The organism is Rhizobium sp. BK602 (genome assembly GCF_014195095.1).
In the GTDB taxonomy this organism is placed as follows: Bacteria; Pseudomonadota; Alphaproteobacteria; order Rhizobiales; family Rhizobiaceae; genus Rhizobium.
This window is the reverse complement of the sequence record NZ_JACIBC010000002.1, coordinates 64,255-87,369: the sequence shown is the minus strand read 5'-3', so window position 1 is coordinate 87,369 and position 23,115 is coordinate 64,255. Positions and strand designations below refer to the sequence as shown.

The 23,115-nt window shown below is 63.1% G+C and carries 18 protein-coding genes; 7 read left to right on the top strand and 11 right to left on the bottom strand.

The features are described from left to right. Nucleotides 1-27 precede the first annotated feature (27 nt). The 3 genes from FHX11_RS05830 to FHX11_RS05820 form a co-directional block, all read right to left on the bottom strand. Nucleotides 28-1,194, bottom strand: a complete 1,167-nt coding sequence (locus tag FHX11_RS05830; protein WP_184356009.1) for a pyridoxal phosphate-dependent aminotransferase — start codon at nt 1,192-1,194, stop codon at nt 28-30. Between the two features lie 144 nt (nt 1,195-1,338). Beyond that, complete coding sequence (gene mscL, locus FHX11_RS05825; protein ID WP_184356007.1) at nt 1,339-1,764, bottom strand: large conductance mechanosensitive channel protein MscL; 426 nt, start codon at nt 1,762-1,764, stop codon at nt 1,339-1,341. A 262-nt stretch (nt 1,765-2,026) separates the two neighbouring features. Beyond that, nucleotides 2,027-2,593, bottom strand: coding sequence for a TetR/AcrR family transcriptional regulator (locus FHX11_RS05820; RefSeq protein ID WP_184356005.1), 567 nt, complete (start codon nt 2,591-2,593; stop codon nt 2,027-2,029). A 143-nt stretch (nt 2,594-2,736) separates the two neighbouring features. Here FHX11_RS05820 and FHX11_RS05815 point away from each other — a divergent pair, with 143 nt between their 5' ends. Further along, nucleotides 2,737-3,948 carry an MFS transporter gene (locus tag FHX11_RS05815; RefSeq protein ID WP_184356003.1) on the top strand — a complete coding sequence of 404 codons (1,212 nt, stop codon included), beginning with the start codon at nt 2,737-2,739 and terminating at the stop codon, nt 3,946-3,948. A gap of 111 nt (nt 3,949-4,059) precedes the next feature. Here the strand turns inward: FHX11_RS05815 and FHX11_RS05810 are convergent, their stop codons facing one another. From FHX11_RS05810 to FHX11_RS05800, 3 genes are all read right to left on the bottom strand, one after another. Beyond that, on the bottom strand, nt 4,060-6,270 hold the full coding sequence (locus tag FHX11_RS05810) for a 3-hydroxyacyl-CoA dehydrogenase NAD-binding domain-containing protein (protein WP_184356001.1): 2,211 nt from the start codon (nt 6,268-6,270) through the stop codon (nt 4,060-4,062). Between the two features lie 13 nt (nt 6,271-6,283). Beyond that, nucleotides 6,284-7,492, bottom strand: coding sequence for an acetyl-CoA C-acetyltransferase (locus FHX11_RS05805; protein ID WP_184355999.1), 1,209 nt, complete (start codon nt 7,490-7,492; stop codon nt 6,284-6,286). Between the two features lie 234 nt (nt 7,493-7,726). Beyond that, the gene (locus FHX11_RS05800) at nt 7,727-9,523 is read right to left on the bottom strand and encodes an acyl-CoA dehydrogenase C-terminal domain-containing protein (RefSeq protein WP_184355997.1); all 1,797 of its coding nucleotides are present in this window, start codon (nt 9,521-9,523) and stop codon (nt 7,727-7,729) included. A gap of 576 nt (nt 9,524-10,099) precedes the next feature. Here FHX11_RS05800 and FHX11_RS05795 point away from each other — a divergent pair. After that, the gene (locus FHX11_RS05795; protein WP_184355995.1) at nt 10,100-13,846 is read left to right on the top strand and encodes a peptidoglycan-binding protein; all 3,747 of its coding nucleotides are present in this window, start codon (nt 10,100-10,102) and stop codon (nt 13,844-13,846) included. A 24-nt stretch (nt 13,847-13,870) separates the two neighbouring features. On the opposite strand, the gene FHX11_RS05790 is transcribed toward FHX11_RS05795, so the two are convergent. Beyond that, on the bottom strand, nt 13,871-14,251 hold the full coding sequence (locus FHX11_RS05790; RefSeq protein ID WP_246780908.1) for a hypothetical protein: 381 nt from the start codon (nt 14,249-14,251) through the stop codon (nt 13,871-13,873). 278 nt (nt 14,252-14,529) lie between these two features. On the opposite strand from FHX11_RS05790, the gene FHX11_RS05785 reads away from it, so the two are divergent. Further along, nucleotides 14,530-15,456, top strand: coding sequence for a sulfite exporter TauE/SafE family protein (locus tag FHX11_RS05785; protein WP_184355993.1), 927 nt, complete (start codon nt 14,530-14,532; stop codon nt 15,454-15,456). Next, nucleotides 15,453-16,262, top strand: a complete 810-nt coding sequence (locus FHX11_RS05780; RefSeq protein ID WP_184355991.1) for a TIGR02186 family protein — start codon at nt 15,453-15,455, stop codon at nt 16,260-16,262. Before FHX11_RS05785 ends, FHX11_RS05780 begins: the two co-directional genes overlap by 4 nt. On the opposite strand, the gene FHX11_RS05775 is transcribed toward FHX11_RS05780, so the two are convergent. Next, nucleotides 16,263-16,766 (bottom strand): helix-turn-helix domain-containing protein, encoded by a 504-nt coding sequence (locus FHX11_RS05775; RefSeq protein WP_184355989.1) that lies wholly within the window; start codon nt 16,764-16,766, stop codon nt 16,263-16,265. A 111-nt stretch (nt 16,767-16,877) separates the two neighbouring features. Between FHX11_RS05775 and FHX11_RS05770 the strand changes: the two genes are divergently transcribed. Beyond that, entirely contained in the window at nt 16,878-17,438 is a 561-nt protein-coding gene (locus FHX11_RS05770; RefSeq protein ID WP_184355987.1) for a dihydrofolate reductase family protein, read from the top strand. Here the strand turns inward: FHX11_RS05770 and pdeM are convergent. Together pdeM and FHX11_RS05760 are read right to left on the bottom strand one after the other, a co-directional pair. Continuing rightward, nucleotides 17,435-18,172, bottom strand: coding sequence for a ligase-associated DNA damage response endonuclease PdeM (gene pdeM, locus FHX11_RS05765; protein ID WP_184355985.1), 738 nt, complete (start codon nt 18,170-18,172; stop codon nt 17,435-17,437). The two genes, FHX11_RS05770 and pdeM, sit on opposite strands and share 4 nt — an antisense overlap. Nucleotides 18,173-18,247: 75 nt before the next feature. Next, nucleotides 18,248-20,758, bottom strand: a complete 2,511-nt coding sequence (locus FHX11_RS05760; RefSeq protein ID WP_184355983.1) for a ligase-associated DNA damage response DEXH box helicase — start codon at nt 20,756-20,758, stop codon at nt 18,248-18,250. A gap of 96 nt (nt 20,759-20,854) precedes the next feature. Between FHX11_RS05760 and FHX11_RS05755 the strand changes: the two genes are divergently transcribed. Beyond that, on the top strand, nt 20,855-21,358 hold the full coding sequence (locus FHX11_RS05755) for an Rrf2 family transcriptional regulator (RefSeq protein WP_184355981.1): 504 nt from the start codon (nt 20,855-20,857) through the stop codon (nt 21,356-21,358). Nucleotides 21,359-21,389: 31 nt separating this feature from the next. Then, complete coding sequence (locus FHX11_RS05750) at nt 21,390-21,851, top strand: carboxymuconolactone decarboxylase family protein (protein WP_184355979.1); 462 nt, start codon at nt 21,390-21,392, stop codon at nt 21,849-21,851. A gap of 89 nt (nt 21,852-21,940) precedes the next feature. Here the strand turns inward: FHX11_RS05750 and FHX11_RS05745 are convergent, their stop codons facing one another. Continuing rightward, nucleotides 21,941-22,981, bottom strand: coding sequence for a glutamine synthetase beta-grasp domain-containing protein (locus FHX11_RS05745; protein WP_184355977.1), 1,041 nt, complete (start codon nt 22,979-22,981; stop codon nt 21,941-21,943). Between the last annotated feature and the right edge of the window lie 134 nt (nt 22,982-23,115).

Genomic DNA, 23,115 nt, shown 5'->3' with positions numbered 1-23,115 from the left:
CGCACTCCCATGTAGACAGTCTTGCTACTAGAGGCTCAAAATATACCGGCTCAACCGCTCCGCCGCATCCTCCACCTGCCTGGGATCGCGCAGGAAGCAGGCGCGCATGAAGAGTTCGCCGCCCTCGCCGAAGGCCGTTCCCGGCGCGAGACCGACGCCGGTCTTGTCGACGATATCGATGGCGGCGGCGCGGCTGTCGGTGACGCCATCGATCTTGAGGAAGGCATAGAGCGCGCCATCCGGCTTGAGCGTCTGCACGCGGTTGGTGGCGAGCAGCGCGTCGCAGAGGATATCGCGCGAGCGGGTGGCCTTGGCGATGTTGGAGCGAACGAAATCATCACCCTCGTCGAGCGCGGCGACGGCGCCTCGCTGCATGAACTGCGCCACGCCCGAGGTCGCATACTGGATGAGATTTTCCAGCACCTGGCCAAGCTCCGGCGGCGCCACGATCCAGCCGACGCGCCAGCCGGTCATCGACCAGTTCTTCGAAAAGGAATTGACGAAGAGAATTCTGTCGTCGGGCTCCTTGATATCGAGGAAGGAGGGCGCGCGGCCGCCGGCATAATAATAGAGCGCATAGATTTCGTCGGCCATGATCCAGAGACCGTGCTCGCGGGCAAGCGCCAGTATGTCGGACAGATCCTTGTGCGTCGCGGTCCAGCCGGTCGGGTTCGACGGCGTATTGATGAACAGGCCCTTGGTCCTCGGCGTGATCGCCGCCTTCAGGCGCTCGAGATCGAGCGTCCACTTGCCGTTTTCGAATTGCAGCGGCACGCCGACAGAACGGGCGCCGGCAATCTCCAGCGCGGCGGCGATGTTCGGCCAGGCCGGCGTCAGATAGATCATCTCGTCGCCGGGCGAGGTGATCGCCTGCACCGAAAGCTGGATCGCCTGCATGCCGGAGCCGGTGACGTAGAAATGCTCCATCGGCAGGGAGGTGCCGAAGTGGCGGCCATAATAGGCCGAGAGTGCCTGGCGCAGCTCCGGAATGCCGCGCTGCCAGGTGTAGAAGGTTTCGCCGGCGTTGAGCGAGGCCACGGCGGCGCGGCTGATGAAATCCGGCGTCGGCAGATCGCCCTCGCCCACCCAGAGCGGCAGCAGGCCGTCGCGGCCGCGCGCATAATTCACCACTTCCACGATCCCGCTTTCGGGTGCCGCCAGGGCACGCGGGCTGAGGCTATTGAGTATCGACATGCAAAGTCTCCGGTTTTCGCCTTCATAAAGCAGAAGCGCGGACAAATCCCATGACTTTGCCTTAGCGACCGATCGATTTTCGTGATGAATAAAGCCCCGGCCCTTGCGAGGCCGAGGCTTTGAAACGCATCTTGAAAAAGCGTCTTAACGCTTGGCGAGAAGATCGCGGATTTCCGTGAGCAGCTGAACATCGGCCGGCGGCGGTGCGGCCTCCGCGACCGTTTCCTGCTTGCGCTCGACCTGCTTGCGCAGCGTATTCACACCCTTGACCATCAGGAAGATGATCCAGGCGAGGATCAGGAAGTTGATCAGAACGGTGATGAAATTACCATAAGCGAAAACCGCGCCCTGCGCACGGGCGGCAGCCAGCGTCGGCGCATTGACCGCCGAGGAGAGGCCGATGAAGTAATTCGAAAAATCAAAGCCGCCAAAAATCGCACCGACGATCGGCATGATGATATCATCAACCAATGATTTTACGATACCGCCGAAAGCGCCGCCAATGATCACGCCGACGGCGAGATCCATGACATTGCCCTTGGCAATAAATGCCTTGAATTCATTAAGCATTGTGTAGTCCCCTTCGCGTTGCCGTTGAATTCATCGGCAACTATTAGCATCATCTTTCGTATTATTTTTCAATAGCTAAATGGAGCGATACTTAACGCACGAAGGCATATCCCAAAGGAATTTCTTGGGTTTGGCAATTTTTAATTGTGATCACTCGCCTACCTATTCGTCAGTTGCGGGCAACATAGGCAAAATGGAGGCAAGCGTCCCATCTTGTGACAAGTGAGTCGCTCGGGCAGGCGAAGCCTCTCCCTTGATGGCGTCAGAATTTCGCCGCGTCCTGCGGCATCAGCCGCGAAATCAGTCCGCGAATATAACCGGCGTCCGGCGCCTGCTCGAAGAGGATGCGATACATGATCGGCGAGATGACGTGATCCATCAGGTCGGTGAATGTCGGAAACGCCTCGCCCCGCTCCTGTGCCCTCGCCACGAGGACGCGCAATTGCTGCTGGGTATAGCCGCTGCATTTTTCCGCCGTGGCCGTATCGGCGACCGAGAGGATGTCGCGAATCATTTCCCGGCCGACGCCGGAGGACATCTCGTCGGCATATTGCTCGACCCAGGCTTCCAGATCCGCCCGCGCGCTACCGATTTTCGCCGGCTCCGTCTCCGGCTGCAGACGCGACGCGGCGACATCGGCCAACAGCTCCTGCAGGTCGCCCCAGCGGCGGTAGATCGTCGATGGCGTCACATTGGCACGCTGTGCGATCAGCGGGATCGTCACGTCGGCGCGATCCATGGATGCCAGCATATCGCGAACCGCTTGATGCACGGCAGCCTGAACCCTGGCGCTGCGGCCGCCAGGACGCGGATTTTCCTTCGAAACCATTCGTGTTGTGCCAATCTTTCCCGTTGTTTACGCCAGCACAGAAGCATGAAAGCCTCGCACTAACGCAAATTATTTGCTTTTAGCTGCGCCTCACCCTATATCAGTCTAACGCAAAACCTTAGCTTTAAGCCAGGATATAGCCGATGAACGCGATCGAATCCACCGCCAGCGCGCCGCATCACTCCGCATCGAGGCTAGCCTCGCTCTTCTATGCTGCCACGAGCGTCACCTTCTTTGCCGCCTCCTCCGCGCCGACACCGCTCTATCGCATCTACCAGCAGGCCTTCGCCTTCTCGCCGGTGGTGATCACGGTGATCTTTGCCGTCTATGCCTTCGCCCTCCTCATCTCGCTGCTGATCGCCGGCTCGATCTCCGATCATCTCGGGCGACGCCCGGTGATCTTCGCGTCGCTCCTTCTCAATATGGTGGCGATGGCGCTGTTTTTAATGGCTGACGGCCCGAACTGGCTGATCGCCGCTCGCATCGTGCAGGGTTTCGCGACGGGCGCGGCGGCAAGTTCGATCGGCGCCGCCCTCGTCGATCTCGATCCGATCAAGGGGTCGGTGACCAACAGCATCGCGCCACTGTCTGGCATGGCGGTCGGTGCGCTCGGCACCAGCATACTGGTACAATATGCCCCGGCACCGATGTTCCTCGTCTACGCCGTTTTTCTTGCCCTGCTGGTGGCGCACGCGGTCCTGATCTGGCGGATACCCGAAACGACCATTCGCCGACCGGGGCTTCTGGCCTCGCTGAAGCCCGAGGTTGCCGTCCCACCGCAGGTCCGCCGGACATTGCTGGTCCTGACGCCGATCAATATCTCGGTCTGGGCGCTGGCCGGCTTCTATCTCTCGCTGGTGCCGTCGCTGGTCAGCGCCACGACCGGCAGCGCCGCGCCGCTGGTCGGCGGCTCGGTGGTCGCCGCGTTGACGATCAGCGGCGCAAGCTCGGTCTTCCTGATGCGCAGGGCCTCCGCCGCAAGGGCGCTGACTTTCGGCATCTCCACCATGGTTCCGGGCATATTGGCCGTCATCGCCGGCGTGCACATCGCGCAGGTGTCGCTTCTGGCCATCGGCACGCTGATCGCCGGCGCCGGCTTCGGCACAACCTTTCTCGGCACGGTGCGCAGCATCATGCCGCTCGCCAAGCCGGATGAGCGCGCCGGCCTGCTCTCGGCCTTCTACATCCAGAGCTATCTTGCCTTCAGCCTGCCTGCCATCCTCGCCGGCTTCCTGTCCAGGGCGCTCGGCTTCGCGGAGACCGCCGACATCTATGCGGCGGCGATCCTGCTACTGGTTGGCGGCGGTATATTTGCTCTGAGAATCGGACGGGGAAAAATGGCAGTATCAGCGTAAGATAATACTTACCAATTAGATGCCAACTTCACCGAACTGTCTCCATCCATACAAAAAGGGCCGCCCCGGCAGGAGCGGCCCATTCTTTGCCGTCAGGGAAAGACGGCCACCTCAGGCCGCCTTCTTGACACCATACGGATCGAAGCGTCCGTAGAAGGTCTCGCCCTTCGCGGCCATATCCTTCAACAGCGCCGTCGGCCTGAAATGCGGGCCATAGTTCTTGGCCAGGGTCTCGCAGAGTTCCACGAAGGCCTTGACGCCCATGCCGTCGATATAGGAGAGCGCACCGCCAGTATAGGGCGCGAAACCGAAGCCGAGGATGGAGCCGACATCGGCTTCGCGCGGGTCGGTGACGATACCCTCCTCGACCGTGCGGGCGGCCTCCAGCGCAACGGTTGCGAGGAAACGCTGCTTCAGGACGTTGACGTCGACCTCATCGGCGTTCTTCTGCGGATAGAATTCCGTCAGGCCCGGCCAGAGCGATTTCTTGGCCGGCTTCGGCGGGTAGTCGTAGAAGCCCTTGGCATTCTTGCGACCGAAGCGGCCCTCGCCCTCGACCAGGCGGGTGATCAGCTGCATGTGGCGCGGATCGACCGCCTTCTCGCCGAGATCAGCGACAGCCGCCTTGAGGATCTTCAGCGAGAGGTCGATGGCCACTTCGTCGTTGAGCGCCAGCGGCCCCACGGGCATGCCGGCCATCTTGGCGGCATTCTCGATCATCGCCGGCGGCACGCCTTCGATCAGCATGTCGTAGGATTCCGACATGTAGCGCAGCACGCAGCGATTGACGAAGAAGCCGCGCGTGTCGTTGACGACGATCGGCGTCTTCCGGATGGCGGCGACATAATCGAGCGCCACGGCCAGCGCGCGATCACCGGTTTCCTTGCCGAGGATGACCTCGGTCAGCATCATCTTCTCGACCGGCGAGAAGAAATGGACGCCGATGAAGTCAGCCGGACGCTTGGAGTTCTTCGCGAGACCGGTGATCGGCAGCGTCGAGGTGTTGGAGGCGAAGACGGCGCCTTCCGGCAGTACGGCTTCCACCGCCTCGATGACCGCCTTCTTGACCTCGCGATCCTCGAACACCGCCTCGATGACGAGATCGGCATCCTTCAGATCGGCATAGTCGGCCGAGGGCGTGATGCGGGACAGCAGCGCCACGCCATCTTCCTGCGTCAGCCTTCCCTTACCGATTGCATCCTTCACCAGACCTTCGCCGACGCTCTTGCCCTTGGTCGCCGCATCGATGTCGCGGTCGATCAGGGTGACCGGGATGCCGGCGGCGGCGGTGACATAGGCGATGGAAGCGCCCATGAAGCCAGCGCCGACGACGCCGACCTTCTTCAGCACCGTCTTCGGCTGGCCGGCCGGGCGGCGGGCACCCTTGCCGAGTTCCTGCATGGAGATGAACAGCGAACGGATCATCGAATAGGCTTCGCTGGTCTGCAGGACCTGCGTGAAATAGCGCTGCTCGATCTTCAGGCCGGTGTCGAAGGGCACCTGCAGGCCCTCATAGACGCATTTCAGGATGGCGAGCGCGGCCGGATAATTGCCCGCGGTTTCGCGGCGAAGGATAGCCGGTGCGGCCGGCCAGAGCTGGGCGGATGCCGGCGTCCAGATGCCGCCACCGGGCACCTTGAAGCCCTTTTCGTCCCAGGGCGCCACAGGCTTCAGCCCATCCTTGATCATCTGCTTGGCCGCCGGGATCAGCTGATCCGGCTCGACCACCTGATGCACCAGGTTCATCGCCTTGGCGCGCGCCGCCGTCAGCGACTGGCCCGTTGTCATCATCTGCAGGGCGGATTGCGCATCCGTCAGGCGCGAAACGCGCTGCGTGCCGCCGGCGCCGGGGAAGATACCGACCTTGACCTCGGGCAACGCGATCTTGACGCTCTTGGCGCTGGAGGCGACGCGGCCATGGCAGGCGAGCGACAGCTCGAAAGCGCCGCCCATGCAGGTGCCGTTGATGGCCGAAACCCACGGCTTGCCGCAGGTTTCCAGCTTTCGGAACAGGCCGGTCATGCGTCCGACAAGCTCGAAGAGTTTCTGCGCGGCGCCGGCCGGGTCCTTCGCCTTCTCATCCTGATAGAAGGAGAACATCGACTTGATCATCGACAGGTCGGCGCCGCCGGAGAAGGACGATTTGCCTGAGGTGAAGACCACGCCCTTGACGGCGGCGTCCGCGACGGTCGCGTCGATGATGGCGTTCAGCTCGTCCATCACCTCGGCGGTGAAGACGTTCATGGACTTGCCCGGCATGTCCCAGGTGACGAGTCCGATGCCGTCCGCGTCGGTCTCGACGGTGAAATTCGTGTAAGCCATTGGTTTCCTCCCCTCAGACGCGTTCGACGATCGTGGCCGTGCCCATGCCGGCGCCGATGCAAAGTGTCACGAGTGCGGTGTTGAGATCGCGGCGTTCCAGTTCGTCGAGCACGGTGCCGAGGATCATCGCGCCGGTGGCGCCGAGCGGATGGCCCATGGCAATGGCGCCGCCATTGACGTTGATCTTGTCGTGCGCAATGTCGAATGCCTGCATGTAGCGCAGCACGACGGCGGCGAAAGCCTCATTGAGCTCGAACAGATCGATATCGGCGAGCTTCATGCCGGTGCGCTTCAGCAGCTTTTCGGTGACGTCGACCGGGCCGGTCAGCATCAGCGCCGGATCGGAGCCGATATTGGCGAAGGCCTTGATGCGGCCGCGCGGCTTCAGCCCCATGCTCTCGCCACCCGCCTTGGAGCCGAGCAGCACGGCAGCGGCACCATCGACGATGCCGGAGGAATTACCGGCGTGATGCACATAGTTGATGCGCTCGATTTCCGGATGCGCCTGGATGCCGACGGCTTCGAAGCCGCCCATTTCGCCGGGCATCTGGAAGGACGGATTGAGCGAGGCCAGCGCCTGCATGTCGGTGCCGGGACGCATATGCTCGTCGCGGTCGAGGATGGTCAGGCCGTTGACGTCCTTCACCGGCACGACGGACTTGCTGAAATAGCCCTTCTCCCAGGCATTGGCCGCCCGCTTCTGGCTTTCGACGGCATAGGCGTCGACGTCATCGCGCGAGAAGCCGTATTTGGTGGCAATCAGGTCGGCCGACACGCCTTGCGGCATGAAATAGGCCGGGAAGTTCACCGAGGGGTCCATGAACCAGGCGCCGCCGGACATGCCGAGACCGACGCGCGACATGCTTTCGACACCGCCGGCAATGACGATATCGTCAGCCCCTTGGGCGATCTTGGCCGTGCCGAAATTCACGGCATCGAGGCCGGAGGCGCAAAAGCGTGAGATCTGCATGCCGGGCGCGGTGGTCGAATATCCCGCCTCGAAGGCGGCCGCCTTCGGAATGACGGCGCCGGCATCCATCACCGGATCGACGCAGCCCATGATGATGTCGTCCACCGTCTTCGTGTCGAGCCCGTTGCGGTCGCGGATCGCTTCCAGCGTTTTGGCGGCCAGACGGACGGATGGCACCTCGTGCAGCGATCCATCCTTCTTGCCGCGCCCGCGCGGCGTGCGCACATGGTCGTAAATGAAAACCTCGGTCATGTCTCATCTCCCTGCGGCGGCGAGCGCCGTCTACGAAATCAAGATACGGCGGCGTAAGCCACCGTTTCCACCCTCTCCCCACGGGGAGAAGGTCGCGCGGCACGCGCGGATTGAGGGGCCGTTGCACCGTAAGGCTGCCTTTCGCTTGCCGCTCAAGGCCTCGGAGCTCTGCTCCTCGCCCCCCTCTTCCGCCCTTCGGGCACCTTCTCCCCGCTGGGGAGAAGGGGATTTTTATCAAAACGCTTCCGCCGCCAGTTCCATCACCGTGTCGGCGCCGGTTTCGATGCGGGCCTTGCGCAGCGCCGTTTCCGGCATGATGCGCTCCATGTAGAATCGCGCCGTGACAAGCTTGTTCTTCAGATAATCCTCGCGCGCGGTGTCGCCGCTCGCAAGGCCTGCCTGCGCCGCCTTGGCCATCTTCGCCCACATATAGCCGAGGACGACGAGGCCGAAGAGGTGCATGTAGTCGGTCGAGCCGGCGCCGGCATTGTCGGGCTTGGCCATGGCGTTCTGCATGAACCACATGGTCGCGGCCTGCACGTCGTTCAAGCCCTTCTTCAGGTGCTTGGTGAAGAAGGCCATCTGCTCGTCGTTGCGGTTCTCTTCGCAGAAGTCGCCGATTTCCTTGAAGAGCGCCATGACGGCGCGGCCGCCGTTCAGCGCCAGCTTGCGGCCGACGAGATCGAGCGCCTGGATGCCGTTGGCGCCTTCGTAGATCATGGTGATGCGGGCGTCGCGAACATACTGGCTCATGCCGTGTTCTTCGATATAGCCGTGACCGCCGAACACCTGCTGCGCCATGACCGCATGGTCGAAGCCCTTGTCGGTCATGACGCCCTTGAGGATCGGCGTCGCCAGACCGAGGATATCGTCGGCTGCCTGCCGTTCCTTCTCGTCCTGCGAGCGATGGGCGATGTCCGATTTCAGCGCCGTCCAGAGCAGGAAAGCGCGGCCGGCCTCGTTGAAGGCGCGGATCGTCATCAGCGTGCGGCGGATATCCGGATGGACGATGATCGGATCGGCCTTCTTGTCCGGCGCCTTCGGGCCGGAGAGCGAGCGGCCCTGGATGCGCTCGCGGGCATAGTTGGCAGCATTCTGATAGGCGATCTCCGCGATGGAGAGACCCTGCAGGCCGACGCCGAGGCGCGCCTCGTTCATCATCACGAACATGGCGTTGAGGCCCTTGTTCTCGGCACCGATCAGGAAGCCGGTGGCCTCGTCATAATTCATGACGCAGGTGGCGTTGCCGTGAATGCCCATCTTGTGCTCGATCGCGCCGCAGGAGACCGGATTACGCGCGCCGAGCGAGCCGTCTTCCTTCACCATGTATTTCGGCACGATGAACAGCGAGATACCCTTGGTGCCCTCCGGCGCACCCTCGATACGGGCAAGGACCAGATGGACGATATTGTCCGTCATGTCGTGCTCGCCGGCGGAGATGAAGATCTTCTGGCCGGAAATCTTGTAGCTGCCGTCGCCTTGCGGCACCGCCTTGGTGCGCAGCAGGCCGAGATCGGTGCCGCAATGCGGCTCGGTGAGGTTCATGGTGCCGGACCAGATGCCCTCGACCATCTTCGGCAGATAGGTGCGCTTCTGCTCGTCGGAGCCATGCACGAGGATGGCGGCGATCGCGCCCTGCGTCAGGCCGGGATACATCATCAGCGCCATGTTGGCGGCAGAGGTATATTCGCCGATTGCAGCATGCAGCGTATAGGGCAAGCCCTGTCCACCGAACGCCTCCGGCACGGCAAGACCCATCCAGCCGGCCTCGCAATAGGCCTTATAAGCCTGCTTGAAACCCTTCGGCGTCGAGACCGTGGCGTCGTCGTGACGCACGCAGCCTTCCTGATCACCGGAATAGTTCAGCGGGAACAGCACCTCTTCGGCCAGCTTGGCCGCCTCGCCGACGATCGCTTCGATCATGTCGGGGCTGGCCTCGGCAAATCCCGGCAGGTTGTTATAGCGTTCCAGCCCGAGCACATCGTTCAGGACGAAGAGCGTATCGGTCACCGGAGCCTTGTAGACTGGCATCTTTCGAATTCCTCCAATTCGTCGCCGGACCTCGCACTCCGGCTGTTACGCTAGTCTTACAAAATATTGACGTTTGCGTAAACGTCAAATTTCGCTGATCGGTGGATTTTTTCGCTGGTAGCGGCATTTTGCGAAATGCTGATGGTCGTATCGCGCGAAACCATAGGCGGCTGGGCGGGCCGGCTGCGAATAGACTGCCTCCGATCATGTCGGTGCACCGCTTATCGATGCCAGGACAGCATGACCGGAAGGTTAAAATCTCTTGGCATTAACTTCTTGGCACATCGCTCTTTTATAAGAACATGAGCATATTCAATAACAAGACCAAAATAAAAGGTTAAGATTTCGGCAGAACTTAACGGGTTGTTTACCACGTTTCATGGATTGTGCGGGTTGAGCGGCGATGCTTCGCGCTTCCTTGTCTTCACCGTATGCGGAAGCGCCGTTTCGCGGCTCAATCTAAGGAAAGTTCAACGAACCATCCCTTTTCGAACGGCGGGATGCGGTCCAGCGCAGATGACGCCAGATCGCGGTTCCACACAGCAAGATGGCCCTGAGGGTCGAGGCGAGCAAAAGATGAGCGGATCGCGATCAAATCCCACCGGCACGGGCGACTGGACGTCGCTGGATGCGCTAAGCCGCACCATCGAGGGGCTGGAAGCACGCATCGAGGGCCTGATGGGCACGGCCGCCGGCCATGAGACGCGCCAGCGCGTCGCGGGCGGCTATGGTGCCGTGCCCGAACGCCGGCCGATACCGGAACGCGCGCCCCTTCCCGAGCGGCCATCTTTTCCAGAGCGAGCGGCGCGCGGCGAGCGTGAAGCCCCCGCCGGGCGCCCCTACGAACGTCCCCTGCGCGCCGAAACGGAAGCGCGGCCCGATCCGCTTGCGGAAATCCGCCAGCGGCAGCAGGCGCTGGAAGCCAGCCGCGAACGCCCCTATGGCCGCCGCGACGAAACCGCTGCCGCCGAGCAGCCGCCCGGCCGGCGCTTTGCCGACAGCCCCGCTCCGCGTCCGCCGCTGCCCTCGGCTTTGCGGCCCGCCGAAAGCTCGGTCGATATCGCCCAGGCGCTGGTCAATCTGCGCCAGGACCTGAAGCGCGACATCGCCGAAAGCGTCACCCGCGAAGTCAGCGCATTGCGCGCCGAAATCCGCGACATCCGCGACAATGCCGAGGACAAGCATTTCGCCGCCGACGTGCGCGAGGACATGGCGCGGCTCGCCGACAGCATCAGCCAGCTCGCCGCCCATCCGGGCCAGCCCGAAACCGCCGGCCTGAAGGCGGAATTCGACGAGCTGCGCTCCCTCATGGACGGGCTTGCCCGCGAAGACTCCCTCCACCATGTCGAGCGCCAGGTTCAGGCGATCGATACCGTGACCCTGCAGGACGAGCTGGTGTCGCTCGCCTATCGCCTCGACGACATCAAGCAGCATCTCGGCAGCACCAGCGACAGCCCCGCCGTGCAGGCGCTGGAAACCAAGCTGCTGACGATCGCCACCGCCATGGAAAGCCTGGGCGGGCTGATGCAGCCGCAGGATCAGGCCATGCAGCGGCTGGAAGGCCGCATCAGCGGGATCGCCGACCAGATCGACCTGATGAACCGCGACGCCGCGCGGCATCGGCCTTCGGACGATCTTTCCAATCGTCTCGAAGCGCTGACCATGCGCATCGACGATCTCGGCAATGCCAAGGCCGTTGCCCGGCTGGAAGAGCGCCTGGACCAGCTCTCCCATCTGTTGGAGCGCTCGCAGAAAGCCGCACCGCAGCCCGAGCTCGTCGGCCATCTCGCCGATATCTCGCGCAAGATCGATGCGCTGGAGCAGGGCTCGGTCGACAATGCGCTGGCCGAACGGCTGGATTACCTGGCGCGCCGCATCGACGCGATGGATATCCATCCGCCGCAGCCGGCAGCCGCCTTCGACGACGGCGCGGTGCGCCGGCTGGAGGGCCGCCTTTCCGATATCGCCACGCGCCTGGAAGCGAGCACGGCGGCACCGCCGTCCGACGCGCAGGCGCTGCGGCATCTCGAGGAGCAGATCGCCCATCTCTCGACGCTGCTGACAAGCGAGCCGCGCGCGGCTGCGGACCCGATCCCCGCCGACTTCGATCGCCGCATGAGCGCGATCGAGGACTATATGGCGACCAATGACGAATATATCATCGAGGCGGCCCGCCACGCCGCGGAAGCCGTCGTCGAGGCCTATTCGCGCGAAGGCGCCTTCGGCCAGGCAGCGCACGGCGCCGACATGTCGGCGATGACGGCGCTGGCCGAGGATCTCCGCCATCTCGAAGACTTGAGCCGCAGCAGCGACGAGCGCACCCATCGCACCTTCGAGGCGCTGCACGAAACATTGCTGCAGATCGCCGACCGGCTGGATCACATGGAACATCGCCGACCGGCGCCGGCCATGCCGGCCGCCAGCTTCGAGAGCGACGTTCTCGCCGAGGCGGAAGCTCCGGCCATCAAGCCGCCGCTGGCCGCGCCGCAGACCGCCGGGCCGATCATCCGCACCATCGTCCCAGCCGAGTCGGCCGCTTCGCCCGAAGCCGCCGTCGCCCAGGCTGTGGATGCCCTCACCAAGGCCGAGATCAAGGCAGCGGTGAAGGAGAAGAAGGACGGCGCCAAGCCCGGCCTGCTCGCCAGCCTCGGCAAGCGCTTCTTCACACCGGAAAAGGCCGAGCCGATCTTCACGCCCGACCGGCCGGTGATCGAACCGGCACCGTCGATCGATCCGGTCGACCTGATGCCGGCCGATGAGCCGAACGAACCGCTCGAGCCGGGCTCCGGCGCTCCCGACATCAAGAAAATCCTGGAGCGCGTGCGCGCCAGCCAGAATGCCGCCCGTAACGGCGGCGCCAAGCCGGCGACCGAAAACGAGCGCGCCGACTATATCGCCGCCGCCCGCCGCGCCGCCCAGGCCGCCGCAATGGAAGTGGACCAGACACAGCGCGGCAGCGCCGCCGCCAGAACCGATGGCAGGAAGCAGGGCGCCTTCTCGCGCTTCCGCCGGCCGATCCTGCTCGCCGTCGGCGCCGCTCTGCTGGCCATCATGGCCTTCCCGCTGGTCAATACCCTGACGCGGGGCCAGAAGGCACCGGCCGAAATCTCGGTGCGGACGTCCTCGACCGAAAACCCCGGAACGATCGGCATGCTCGCCAGCGCCGCTCAAACGCCGGCACAGGACAGTAAGGCCCAGGCGAACACGCAAGCCACTCCGGCGACAGCGGCTGAGGCCTCCGCCGGCGACACCGGCGTAGCAGCGCAGGCATCCTCGGCACCTGCCGGTCAAGCGACCACGCCTGTCGGCGGTCATCTGACCGCCGCAGCTCCCCTCGCCGGCACTTCGGCCAGCGAGACGCTGACACCCGCCGGCAGCGCGGCGCCCGTTCAGCAGACCGCAGCCTTCGTACCCTCACCCGCCGCGAGCGAAGCCGCTTCCGCCATCACGCCGCCGGCCGACGCCATCACCGTGCCTGACGGCATCCAACCGCCGACGCTGGTTGCCGCCGCCAAATCCGGCGATCCGGTCGCCCTGTTCGAGATCGGCGCGCGCTATACGGATGGCAAGGGCGTTGCCGCCGACCTCAAGCAGGCGGCCAACTGGTATCGGCTCTCCGCCGACAAGGGCTACGCACCGGCGCAGTACCGGCTTGCCAGCATGTATGAGAAGGGCAATGGCCTCGACCGCGATCTCGCCAAGGCGAAGAGCTATTACGAGCAGGCCGCCAACCAGGGCAATGCCAGCGCCATGCACAATCTCGCCGTCCTCTATGCCTCGGGTGCGGCAGGCCCGCAGGACTATCCGACGGCGGCGGGCTGGTTCACCAAGGCCGCCAATCTCGGCGTATCCGACAGCCAGTTCAATCTCGCCATCCTCTATGCACGCGGCAACGGCGTGAAGCAGGATCTGCAGGAATCCTACAAATGGTTCGCGATCGCCGCCAAGAGCGGTGACCAGGATGCCGCGCAGAAGCGCGACGAAGTGGCGAATGCCATGAAGCAGGGCGAGCTGGAAAATGCCCGCGCCAAGGTCGATCTCTGGAAAGCACAGCCGGCCGATGCGAAGGTCAACGGCAACGACATTCCCGAGGAATGGACGACCGGCAAGGGTGTCAACACGGCCACGGTCGACATGAAGAAGGCCATCCGCAACATCCAGGCGATCCTCAACAACAACGGCTTCGACGCCGGCGCGCCGGACGGCACCATGGGCGAAAAGACGGTGGCGGCGCTGAAAAGCTTCCAGAAATCGGTCGGCCTGCCGCAGGACGGCCGCGTGACCGACAAGGTGGTCAAGGAGCTGCTGGCGCGCAACAACTAAGCTTCCAGGCGCTCGTCCGAGATTTTATTTCGGGTCGAGGAAGCCCTTGAGCACGCTGTCGTCGCCATGCACGACATCGAGCAGCGTCTTGCAGGCGAAAGCTTGTTTGGCCTTGCGGTCGTTTTTCCGTCCTGCCGCCGATTGCCGGATCAGGTCGTCGGCGGATTTGACTGCTTCGCTGACCGTCTGGTGAAACGGCGTGCCTTCGACGCGGTCGACCCTGTGGATCCCCTCCGCATCCAGAAATGCGTCCACCTTGCTCTCGTTGAGGGTCAGGTTCGGGCAATTGGCGGCAAGGCCGGTGGCGACCCCGTATTGCCTGGCGATCAGCGCCAACCGATCCGCGGCGGCGGCCGGCACGGCATTTAGGACGGCGACCAAGATCAGGAGAGTAAGCTTTTGCAATCGATCGCCTCGCATATTAGATTTTGCACGCCCAACCGGTCCTAGCAGTGCGCCGTCGACGATAAAAGGCCGATGGCAGCCTTGCGTCGGCAAGAATGGCCGTCACACAATCGCGGAAAAAATCGCGCTAAATTGGACAAGGCATTCAAAAGCTGAGCGATTCCACGGCTTTTCCTAAGGCTCTGGCAATCATTTCAGATTAGGATCGTCTGTTTAAAAGGGGAATTGTTCATGGATATCCGCGTTCGGGCCCGGATATCTGCAATTGGGATCAGACCGTGACGATCTATCTGCCGATCGCAGAATTGTCGGTGAATATCTTCATTATTCTCGGCATGGGCGCAGCCGTTGGGTTTCTCTCCGGCATGTTCGGCGTCGGCGGTGGCTTCCTCATCACGCCCCTCCTGATCTTCTACAATATCCCGCCCGTCGTCGCCGTCGCCACCGGCGCCAACCAGGTCGTTGCCTCGTCGATCTCCGGCGCCATCACGCATTTCCGGCGCGGCACGCTCGACATGAAGCTCGGCTCGGTGCTGTTGATCGGCGGCCTTACGGGCGCGACGGTCGGCATCTGGATCTTCTCGCTGCTGCGCCGCATCGGCCAGCTCGATCTGTTCATCTCGCTGCTCTACGTCATCTTCCTCGGCACGATCGGCGGATTGATGCTGTGGGAAAGCCTGAACGCCATGCGCCGCGCCGCCCGCAACCAGCCGGCCACGCCGCGCAGGCCGGGACATCACAGCTGGGTGCACCGGCTGCCGCTGAAGATGCGCTTCAAGAAATCGAAGATCTATCTGAGCGTCATCCCGGTGATCGGCCTCGGCTTCGGCATCGGCATCCTGACATCGGTGATGGGTGTCGGCGGCGGCTTCATCATGGTGCCCGCGATGATCTATCTGCTGCGCATCCCGACCAACGTCGTGGTCGGCACATCGCTTTTCCAGATCATCTTCGTCACCGCCTATACGACCATCGTCCAGGCAGCGACCAACTATTCCGTCGATATCGTGCTCGCCTTCCTGCTGATGGTGGCCGGCGTCATCGGCGCGCAATATGGCGTGCGCGTCGGCCAGAAGCTGCGCGGCGAGCAGCTGCGCGCCCTGCTCGGCCTGCTGGTGCTTGCCGTCGGCCTGCGTCTGGCGATCGCATTGGTGGTCACGCCGGCCGACGTCTATTCGATCGTCCTCGAAGGGGCCGGCCGATGAGACGCCTCACCCCGCTCATCGCCGCCGCTCTCCTGGTTGCGCCGCTCGGCGCCGGGGCGCAGGTGCTGCTCGACCAGCCGACGACCTCGACGACGGCGCGCGAGACGATGGAAATCGGCACCTCGACCAGCGAGATCGCCATCACCTCCGATTTCACCGGCGCGGACCTGACGATCTTCGGCGCCCTCGGCAATACCGACCAATTGCTGCTGGCGATCGGCCAGTACGATATCGTCGTCGTGCTGGAAGGCCCGCGCGAGAACGCCACCGTGCGCAAGAAGGAGCGCGTCTTCGGCATCTGGGTCAACACCCGCTCCATGACCTTCGAGCGCGTGCCGCAGGCCTATTCGCTATCGAGCACGCGCGCCATCGACAACATCACCACGCCATTCGAGCTCAACGACCGCGGCATCGGCGTCGACCATATTCCACTGTCGCCCATCGGCTTCGTCGGTGACGGGGCGAATATTTCGGAGTTCCGCGAAGCCTTTCGGCGGCTGCAGGTGGGCGGCGGCCTTTACGAGAGCACGCCGGCCGGTGTCCGCTTCGTCAGTTCCAGCCTGTTCAAGGCGACGCTTCGGCTGCCGGCCAACGTGCCGAACGGCGTGCATACCGTGCGTGCTTCCCTGTTCAAGAGCGGCAAGTTCCTGACCGAGAAAACCCTGCCATTGCGCGTCATCAAGACCGGTATCGAACAGACCATCACCGATGCGGCGCATGGGCAACCGATCGCCTATGGCGCCTTCTCGGTGCTGCTGGCGGTGATCACGGGATGGACGGCGAGCTTTGTGTTCAGGAAGAGCTGATCAGGCACTCTTCTTCCGCGCCACCACCTCCAGATAGGCCTCGGTCAATCGTCCAAGCACCGATGGCGTGCCTGGCGGCAGCACCTTGCCCAGGTGTTTTGCCCTGAGCTCCTCCATGAAATCCTCCCAGAGTGCCAGCCCGCCATCCTCCAGCAGCTCGGCGCGGATCGACAGCTCCTCCGAAACCGGCAGGTGTTTGCGGCCCCAGGCGCCCATATGGGCGAACAGCGGCACCAGCTCGATCGCCATTTCGGTCAGGCTGTAGACAGCCTTCTGCTTGTGGGTCGGATCGTCCTCGCGGGTCAGCAATCCGCGCTCCACCAGCCGCTTCAGCCGGTCGGCGAGGATGTTGGAGGCGATGCCTTCCTCCGAATGCTGCAGAAGCTCGCGAAAGTGGCGGCGATTGCCGAACATGATGTCGCGGATGATGATCAGGCTCCAGCGGTCGCCGAGGATTTCGAGCGTCAGATTGATCGGGCAGCCGGAACGATGATGTGCGTCCATAGAGGTCTCCAAAAAACCGCTTGCATTTTGCCATCAGTCAATCTAGCTTTCAACTGCTTGCTTTTAACAACCAGTTTCGATTATGATACGGTTATCACCGAGGAGGAACCAATGAGGAAGCTTGTCATCTGGAATCTCATGACGCTCGACGGATATTTCGAGGGAACGAAACCCTGGGATCTCGATTTCCATATGCTCGCCTGGGGCGACGAACTGGAGCGCTACGCGACCGAACTGGGCCAGGAAAGCGATCTCCTGATCTTCGGCCGCAAGACCTATGAGGGCATGGCCGCCTATTGGCCGACCGCGACGGAAACGCCTGACATTGCCGGCTATATGAACGGCATCGCCAAGATCGCCGCCTCGCGGACGATGACCAGCGCCGACTGGAACAATACCCGCGTCGTCGCCGACATCGTTTCGGAAGTCCGGACGCTGAAGGATGAGCCGGGCAAGACCATCTTCGTCTTCGGCAGCGCCGAGGTGACGAATGTCTTGCTGAAGGCAGGCCTGGTGGACGAAATCCGCCTCTGCCTCGTCCCCGTGGTTCTCGGTGCCGGCAACCCGCATTTCAAGCCGGCTTCGGAACAACGGCCAATGAAGCTCATCGACTCCCGGCCCCTCAAGACCGGCGCGGTGATCCTGCGCTACGCGCCTGTGAAAGTGGCCTAAGCCGAGAGATTGCCGAACCGCACCGAATAGATCCGGTCGCGGCCGAGCAGATGGGCGATCAGGCTCTCCCGGTCGAACAGACCGGCCATGGCCTTGTGGCGCAGATCGAGGCCGCCGGTCATCACACCGAAGGCCGGCATCAGCAGACGGGCGCCATCCGTCGCGAAGCATGGGCGGCGCACCGATTTTTCGCGGCGGCGCACGGTGGCTGCGGGATGCAGATGGCCGGCGATCTCGCCGGCCTGGCGGCCAGCCTCCGGCTCGTGACGGAAGGTCAGCCCGCCATAATGCATCACATCGGCGGATCGGCCGGGCAGGTCGACCGTGCCGTCGGGATCGTGGTTGCCGTTGATCCAGATCCATTCGCGGCCGCGCGCCATGGTGACGATCCGGCTGCGGAACTCCTCCGGCAGATGTTGCGAGCCGACGCGGTCATGGAAATTGTCGCCGAGCGAGACGACCAGCTTCGGGTCGTAACGGGCGATGACGGCAGCAAGAACGGTCAGCGTCGCCAGCGTATCGTAAGGCGGCAGCAGCATGCCGCGCCGCGCGAAGGCCGCGCCTTTTTCCAGATGCAGATCGGAAACGACGAGAATGCCGGCATCCGGCAGATAGAGCGCGCCCAGCGGATCGCAGACGGCGGCGACGCCCTGCACGGCGGTCTCGACGCCCGAGGCGGGCATCGCGCCGTTTCCACTGCCATTCATCTCGCGCGCAAGCGCCAGGCGGTTCATCACCCTAGTCTACCTTCGTCGTCCGTTTCACATGACCTGATCCAAAAACCGCTTCACACGTTTTGGGATCATGCCCTATTCCATTGCCTCGCGGATCAGATCGTCGGCCGCTTCCGCCAGCAGGACATCATGCGCCTCGCCCGGCACCGGCACCTTGCCGATTTCCAGCATCACCGGCACGGCGAGCGGCGAGATGTGATCCAGCGCCCGATGGGTGATGTGACCCCTGACTCGCTTCAGCATATCCCCAAGACGACCGATGTCCAAAAGTCCCGTGGCCGCATCCTGCCGCGTCGCCTGCAGCAATATGTGATCGGGCTCGTGACTGCGCAGCACGTCGTAGATCAGATCGGCCGATACCGTCACCTGACGGCCGGTCTTTTCCTTGCCGGGATGGCGGCGCTCGATCAAGCCGGCAATCACGGCGCAATTGCGGAAGGTGCGTTTCAGCAGGAAGGATTCGTCGAGCCAGACTTCCAGGTCGTCGCCGAGCATATCCTCATCGAAGAGGTCAGAAAGGCTGAGACGGCCATTGGCGATCATCAGCCCCATATCCTCCAGTCCCCAGATGCCGAGCGAGTAATCGGTGGCGACGAAGCCCATCGGCCTGGCGCCGGCCCGCTCCAGCCGCCGGGTCAGGAGCATGCCGAGCGTCTGATGCGCCAGCCGTCCTTCGAAAGGATAGGCGACCAGATAGGCGCGGCTGCCGCGCGGAAAGGTCTCGATCAGGAATTCGTCCCGCTTCGGCAGCAGCGACTTCTCCTTCTGGATTTCCAGCCAGTCGCGCACCTGATCCGGCAGGCGATGCCGCCGGTCGGGATCGGCGATCATCGCCCGCACCTGATCGGCGAGATAGGTCGACAGCGGAAACTTGCCGCCGGCATAGGAGGGGATTTTCGGGTCGAGCGAGAAGGCTTGCGAGGCCAGGCATTCGCTCTCGCGGATACCTTCGAAGCGCAGCACCTTGCCGGAAAACAGGAAGGTGTCGCCGGGCGCAAGCTGCTCGACGAAATATTCCTCGACCTTGCCGAGCGGAGCGCCGCCTCGTCCGAGCGAGCCCAGCGCATTGCGCTTCACCAGGCGGATATTCAGCATCGCCTCTTCGACGATGGTGCCGAGGTTGAGGCGATATTGCTGCGCCACCTGCGGATTGGAGACCCGCCAGCGTCCCTCCGGCGTCTTGCGGATACGGGCGTAGCGCTCGTAGGTTCTGAGCGCATAGCCGCCGGTGGCGACGAAATCGACGATACGCTCGAAGGTCTCCCAGGAAAGCGCGGCATAGGGCGCGGCGCTGCGCACCTCGTCGTAGAGCTCCAGCATGTCGAAGGGCTCGGCACAAGCCATGCCGAGAATATGCTGGGCGAGAACGTCGAGTGCGCCGGCACCCACCGGCGGCGTATCCTGCGCGCCGATATAATTGGCGTCGAGCGCCGCCTGGCATTCCATGACCTCGAAGCGGTTGGCCGGCACCAGGATCGCCTTCGATGGCTCGTCCATGCGGTGGTTGGCGCGGCCGATGCGCTGAGCAAGACGGCTGGCACCCTTCGGCGCGCCGACATGGATGACGAGATCGACATCGCCCCAGTCGATGCCGAGATCGAGCGTCGAGGTGGCGACGACGGCGCGCAGCCGGTTTTCCGCCATCGCCGCCTCCACCTTGCGGCGCTGGCCGACATCGAGCGAGCCGTGATGCAGCGCGATCGGCAGATTGTCGTCATTGGCCGCCCACAGCTCCTGGAACAGCATCTCGGCCTGCGAGCGCGTGTTGACGAAGAGCAGCGTCGTGCGATGCTCCTTCAGCTCGCGATAGATATCGGGGATGGCGTATTTGGCGGAATGGCCGGACCAGGGGATGCGTTCATCCGTTGCGAGGATCGAGATGTCGGGCTTGGCGCCGCCCTCGACCGTCACCAGTCCGGCATGGCGCACCTGCCCCTCTTCCTGCGCCACCAGCCATTTCTGCAGATCCATCGGTTCGGCGACGGTGGCCGAAAGGCCGATGGTCTGCACATGCGGCGCCAGCCTGCGGATGCGGGCGAGACCAAGCGACAGCATATGGCCGCGCTTCGACGTCACCAGCGAATGCAGCTCGTCGAGAACGATGTATTTCAGGTCCTTGAAGAAGCGCTCGGCCTCGCGATTGGCGAGCAGCAACGCCACCTGCTCCGGCGTCGTCAGCAGGATGTCGGGCGGATTGAGCTTCTGGCGCTGCCGCTTGCCGGCAGGCGTATCGCCCGTGCGGTTTTCGACCGAAACCGGCAGACCCATCTCCGAAACGGGCTTCATCAGGTTGCGCTCGATATCGACGGCCAGCGCCTTCAGCGGCGAGATGTAAAGCGTATGGATGCCGGTGAAGGCCGAGCCTGGCGGGATCTTGCCGCGACGCGTCAGATCGGTGAGCGACGGCAGAAAGCCGGCCAGCGTCTTGCCCGCCCCGGTGGGGGCAATCAGCAGCGTGCTTTCGCCGGCCTCGGCGCGGGCGAGCAATTCGAGCTGATGCGCACGCGGCTGCCAGCCCTTTTCCGCGAACCAGCGGGTGAAGGGGGCAGGCAAGACAAGGCGGCGCTCGGTGTCGGTCTGGTCCACGCTGCGAAACTAACGGGAAAATCAGGAAAAAGAAGGGGCCTTGACACCAATCATAATCACGGATAAAAAATATCCAGGATAAAAAAGGGACAGGATATGAAACTCGGTGAAGGCGTCGAACAGGCCATACACAGCGTTGCGATGCTGGCGGGATTGTCCGATGGCGGCGTGCTTTCGGCAGCCGCGCTCGCCGAATTTCACGGCGTTTCGGTCAGCTATCTTCTGAAGCATTTGCAGGCGCTTTCGGGGGCCGGCATTCTCGATACGGTGCCGGGACCGAAGGGTGGTTATCGGCTGGCGCGCAAGCCGGAGGCGATCAGCCTGCTCGACATCGTGCTGGCGGCCGAAGGACCCGCCCCGGCCTTCCGTTGCGCCGAAATCCGCCAGCGCGGCCCCAACCCCTTGCCGGGGCGTTATTTCGCCAAGCCCTGCGGCATCAACGCCGCCATGCTGGCGGCCGAACGCGTCTATCGGGCCGAACTGGCCAAAACAAGCATTGCCGACCTGATGGCCGATCTCCAGCAGACGGACACCGACGGCAGCATCGCCGCGAGGGGCTGCGCCTTCCTCGCGCTTCATGAGCGCAAGACCAAGAACTGACTCACCGGAAATCCAAACCAAGGAGAAGACCATGCATCCGCGTCTCAATTTCGCCAAAGCCTCGCCGGACTCCTACAAGGCCGTCGTCGCGCTGGAAAACGCCGTCCAGAACAGCGGCCTCGAGCGCCGCTTCATCCACCTGATCAAGCTGCGCGCCTCGCAGATCAACGGCTGCGCCTATTGCGTCGACATGCATGTCAAGGAATCCCGGCATGACGGGCTCAGCGAACAGTGGATCAACCTGATGTGCGTCTGGCGGGAATCGCCCGTCTACGACGCCCGCGAGCGTGCCCTGCTCGGCTGGGTCGACGCAGTGACGAAGATCGCCGAAACCGGCGCGCCGGACGCGGATTTCGAAGCGCTGAAGCAGCATTTCAGCGAAGAGGAAATCGTCAAGATCACGATTGCGATCGGCACGATCAACGTCTGGAACCGGCTGGCCGTCGGCTTCCGCTCGCAACATCCGATCGACGCGACCAGCAAGGCGGCTTGAATATTACTTCGAAAAGCAAAAAGCGCGGGACCGAAATCCCGCGCTTTTTTGTTTGTGATGGTCCCGCCGAAGCGGGACCGAAAAACAACTTAGGCAGCAGCCGAAGCGAAGCCCTCGGTCGGGACTTCCGAAATCGTCTTCAGAACCTGCGAAGCGATCTGGTAGGGGTCGCCCTGCGAGTTCGGGCGACGATCTTCGAGGTAGCCCTTGTAGTCGTTCTTGATGAAGGAGTGCGGAACGCGGATCGAAGCACCGCGGTCGGCAACGCCGTAGCTGAACTTGTTCCACGGAGCCGTTTCGTGCTTGCCGGTCAGACGCATGTGGTTGTCCGGGCCGTAGACGGCGATGTGGGCTTCGAGGTTCTTGTCGAACTGAGCCATGAGCGCTTCGAAATAGGCCTTGCCGCCGACTTCGCGCATGAACTTGGTCGAGAAGTTGCAGTGCATGCCCGAACCGTTCCAGTCGGTATCGCCGAGCGGCTTGCAATGGAACTCGATGTCGATGCCGTACTTTTCGCACAGGCGCAGCAGCAGGTAGCGTGCCATCCAGATCTGGTCGGCAGCGCGCTTGGAGCCCTTGCCGAAAATCTGGAATTCCCACTGGCCCTTGGCCACTTCGGCATTGATGCCTTCATGGTTGATGCCGGCTTCCAGGCAAAGGTCGAGATGCTCTTCGACGATCTCGCGAGCGACGTCACCGACGTTCTTGTAGCCGACGCCGGTGTAGTACGGGCCCTGCGGAGCGGGGTAGCCGGATTCCGGGAAGCCAAGCGGGCGGCCGTCCTGGTAGAAGAAGTATTCCTGCTCGAAGCCGAACCATGCGTCCTCGTCGTCGAGGATGGTCGCGCGGCTGTTCGACGGATGCGGCGTGACGCCGTCCGGCATCATGACTTCGCACATGACGAGCGCGCCGTTGGTGCGGGCCGGGTCCGGATAGATGGCAACGGGCTTCAGCACGCAATCGGAGCTGCGGCCTTCTGCCTGCATCGTCGACGAACCGTCAAAGCCCCAAAGCGGGAGCTGTTCGAGCGTCGGAAATGCGTCGAATTCCTTGATCTGCGTTTTACCGCGCAGGTTCGGCACCGGGGTGTACCCGTCGAGCCAGATATACTCGAGCTTAAATTTCGTCATTACGCACCTCATAACAGTTAATCACGCGAAGCAGGAAAATTCGAGGACGCGCCCGTCCGGAAAATCTTCGCTACAAACGGCTGCCCTATGACATGCACATGACATGCCAGATCGCATGAGCAGGCGGCTCAAAT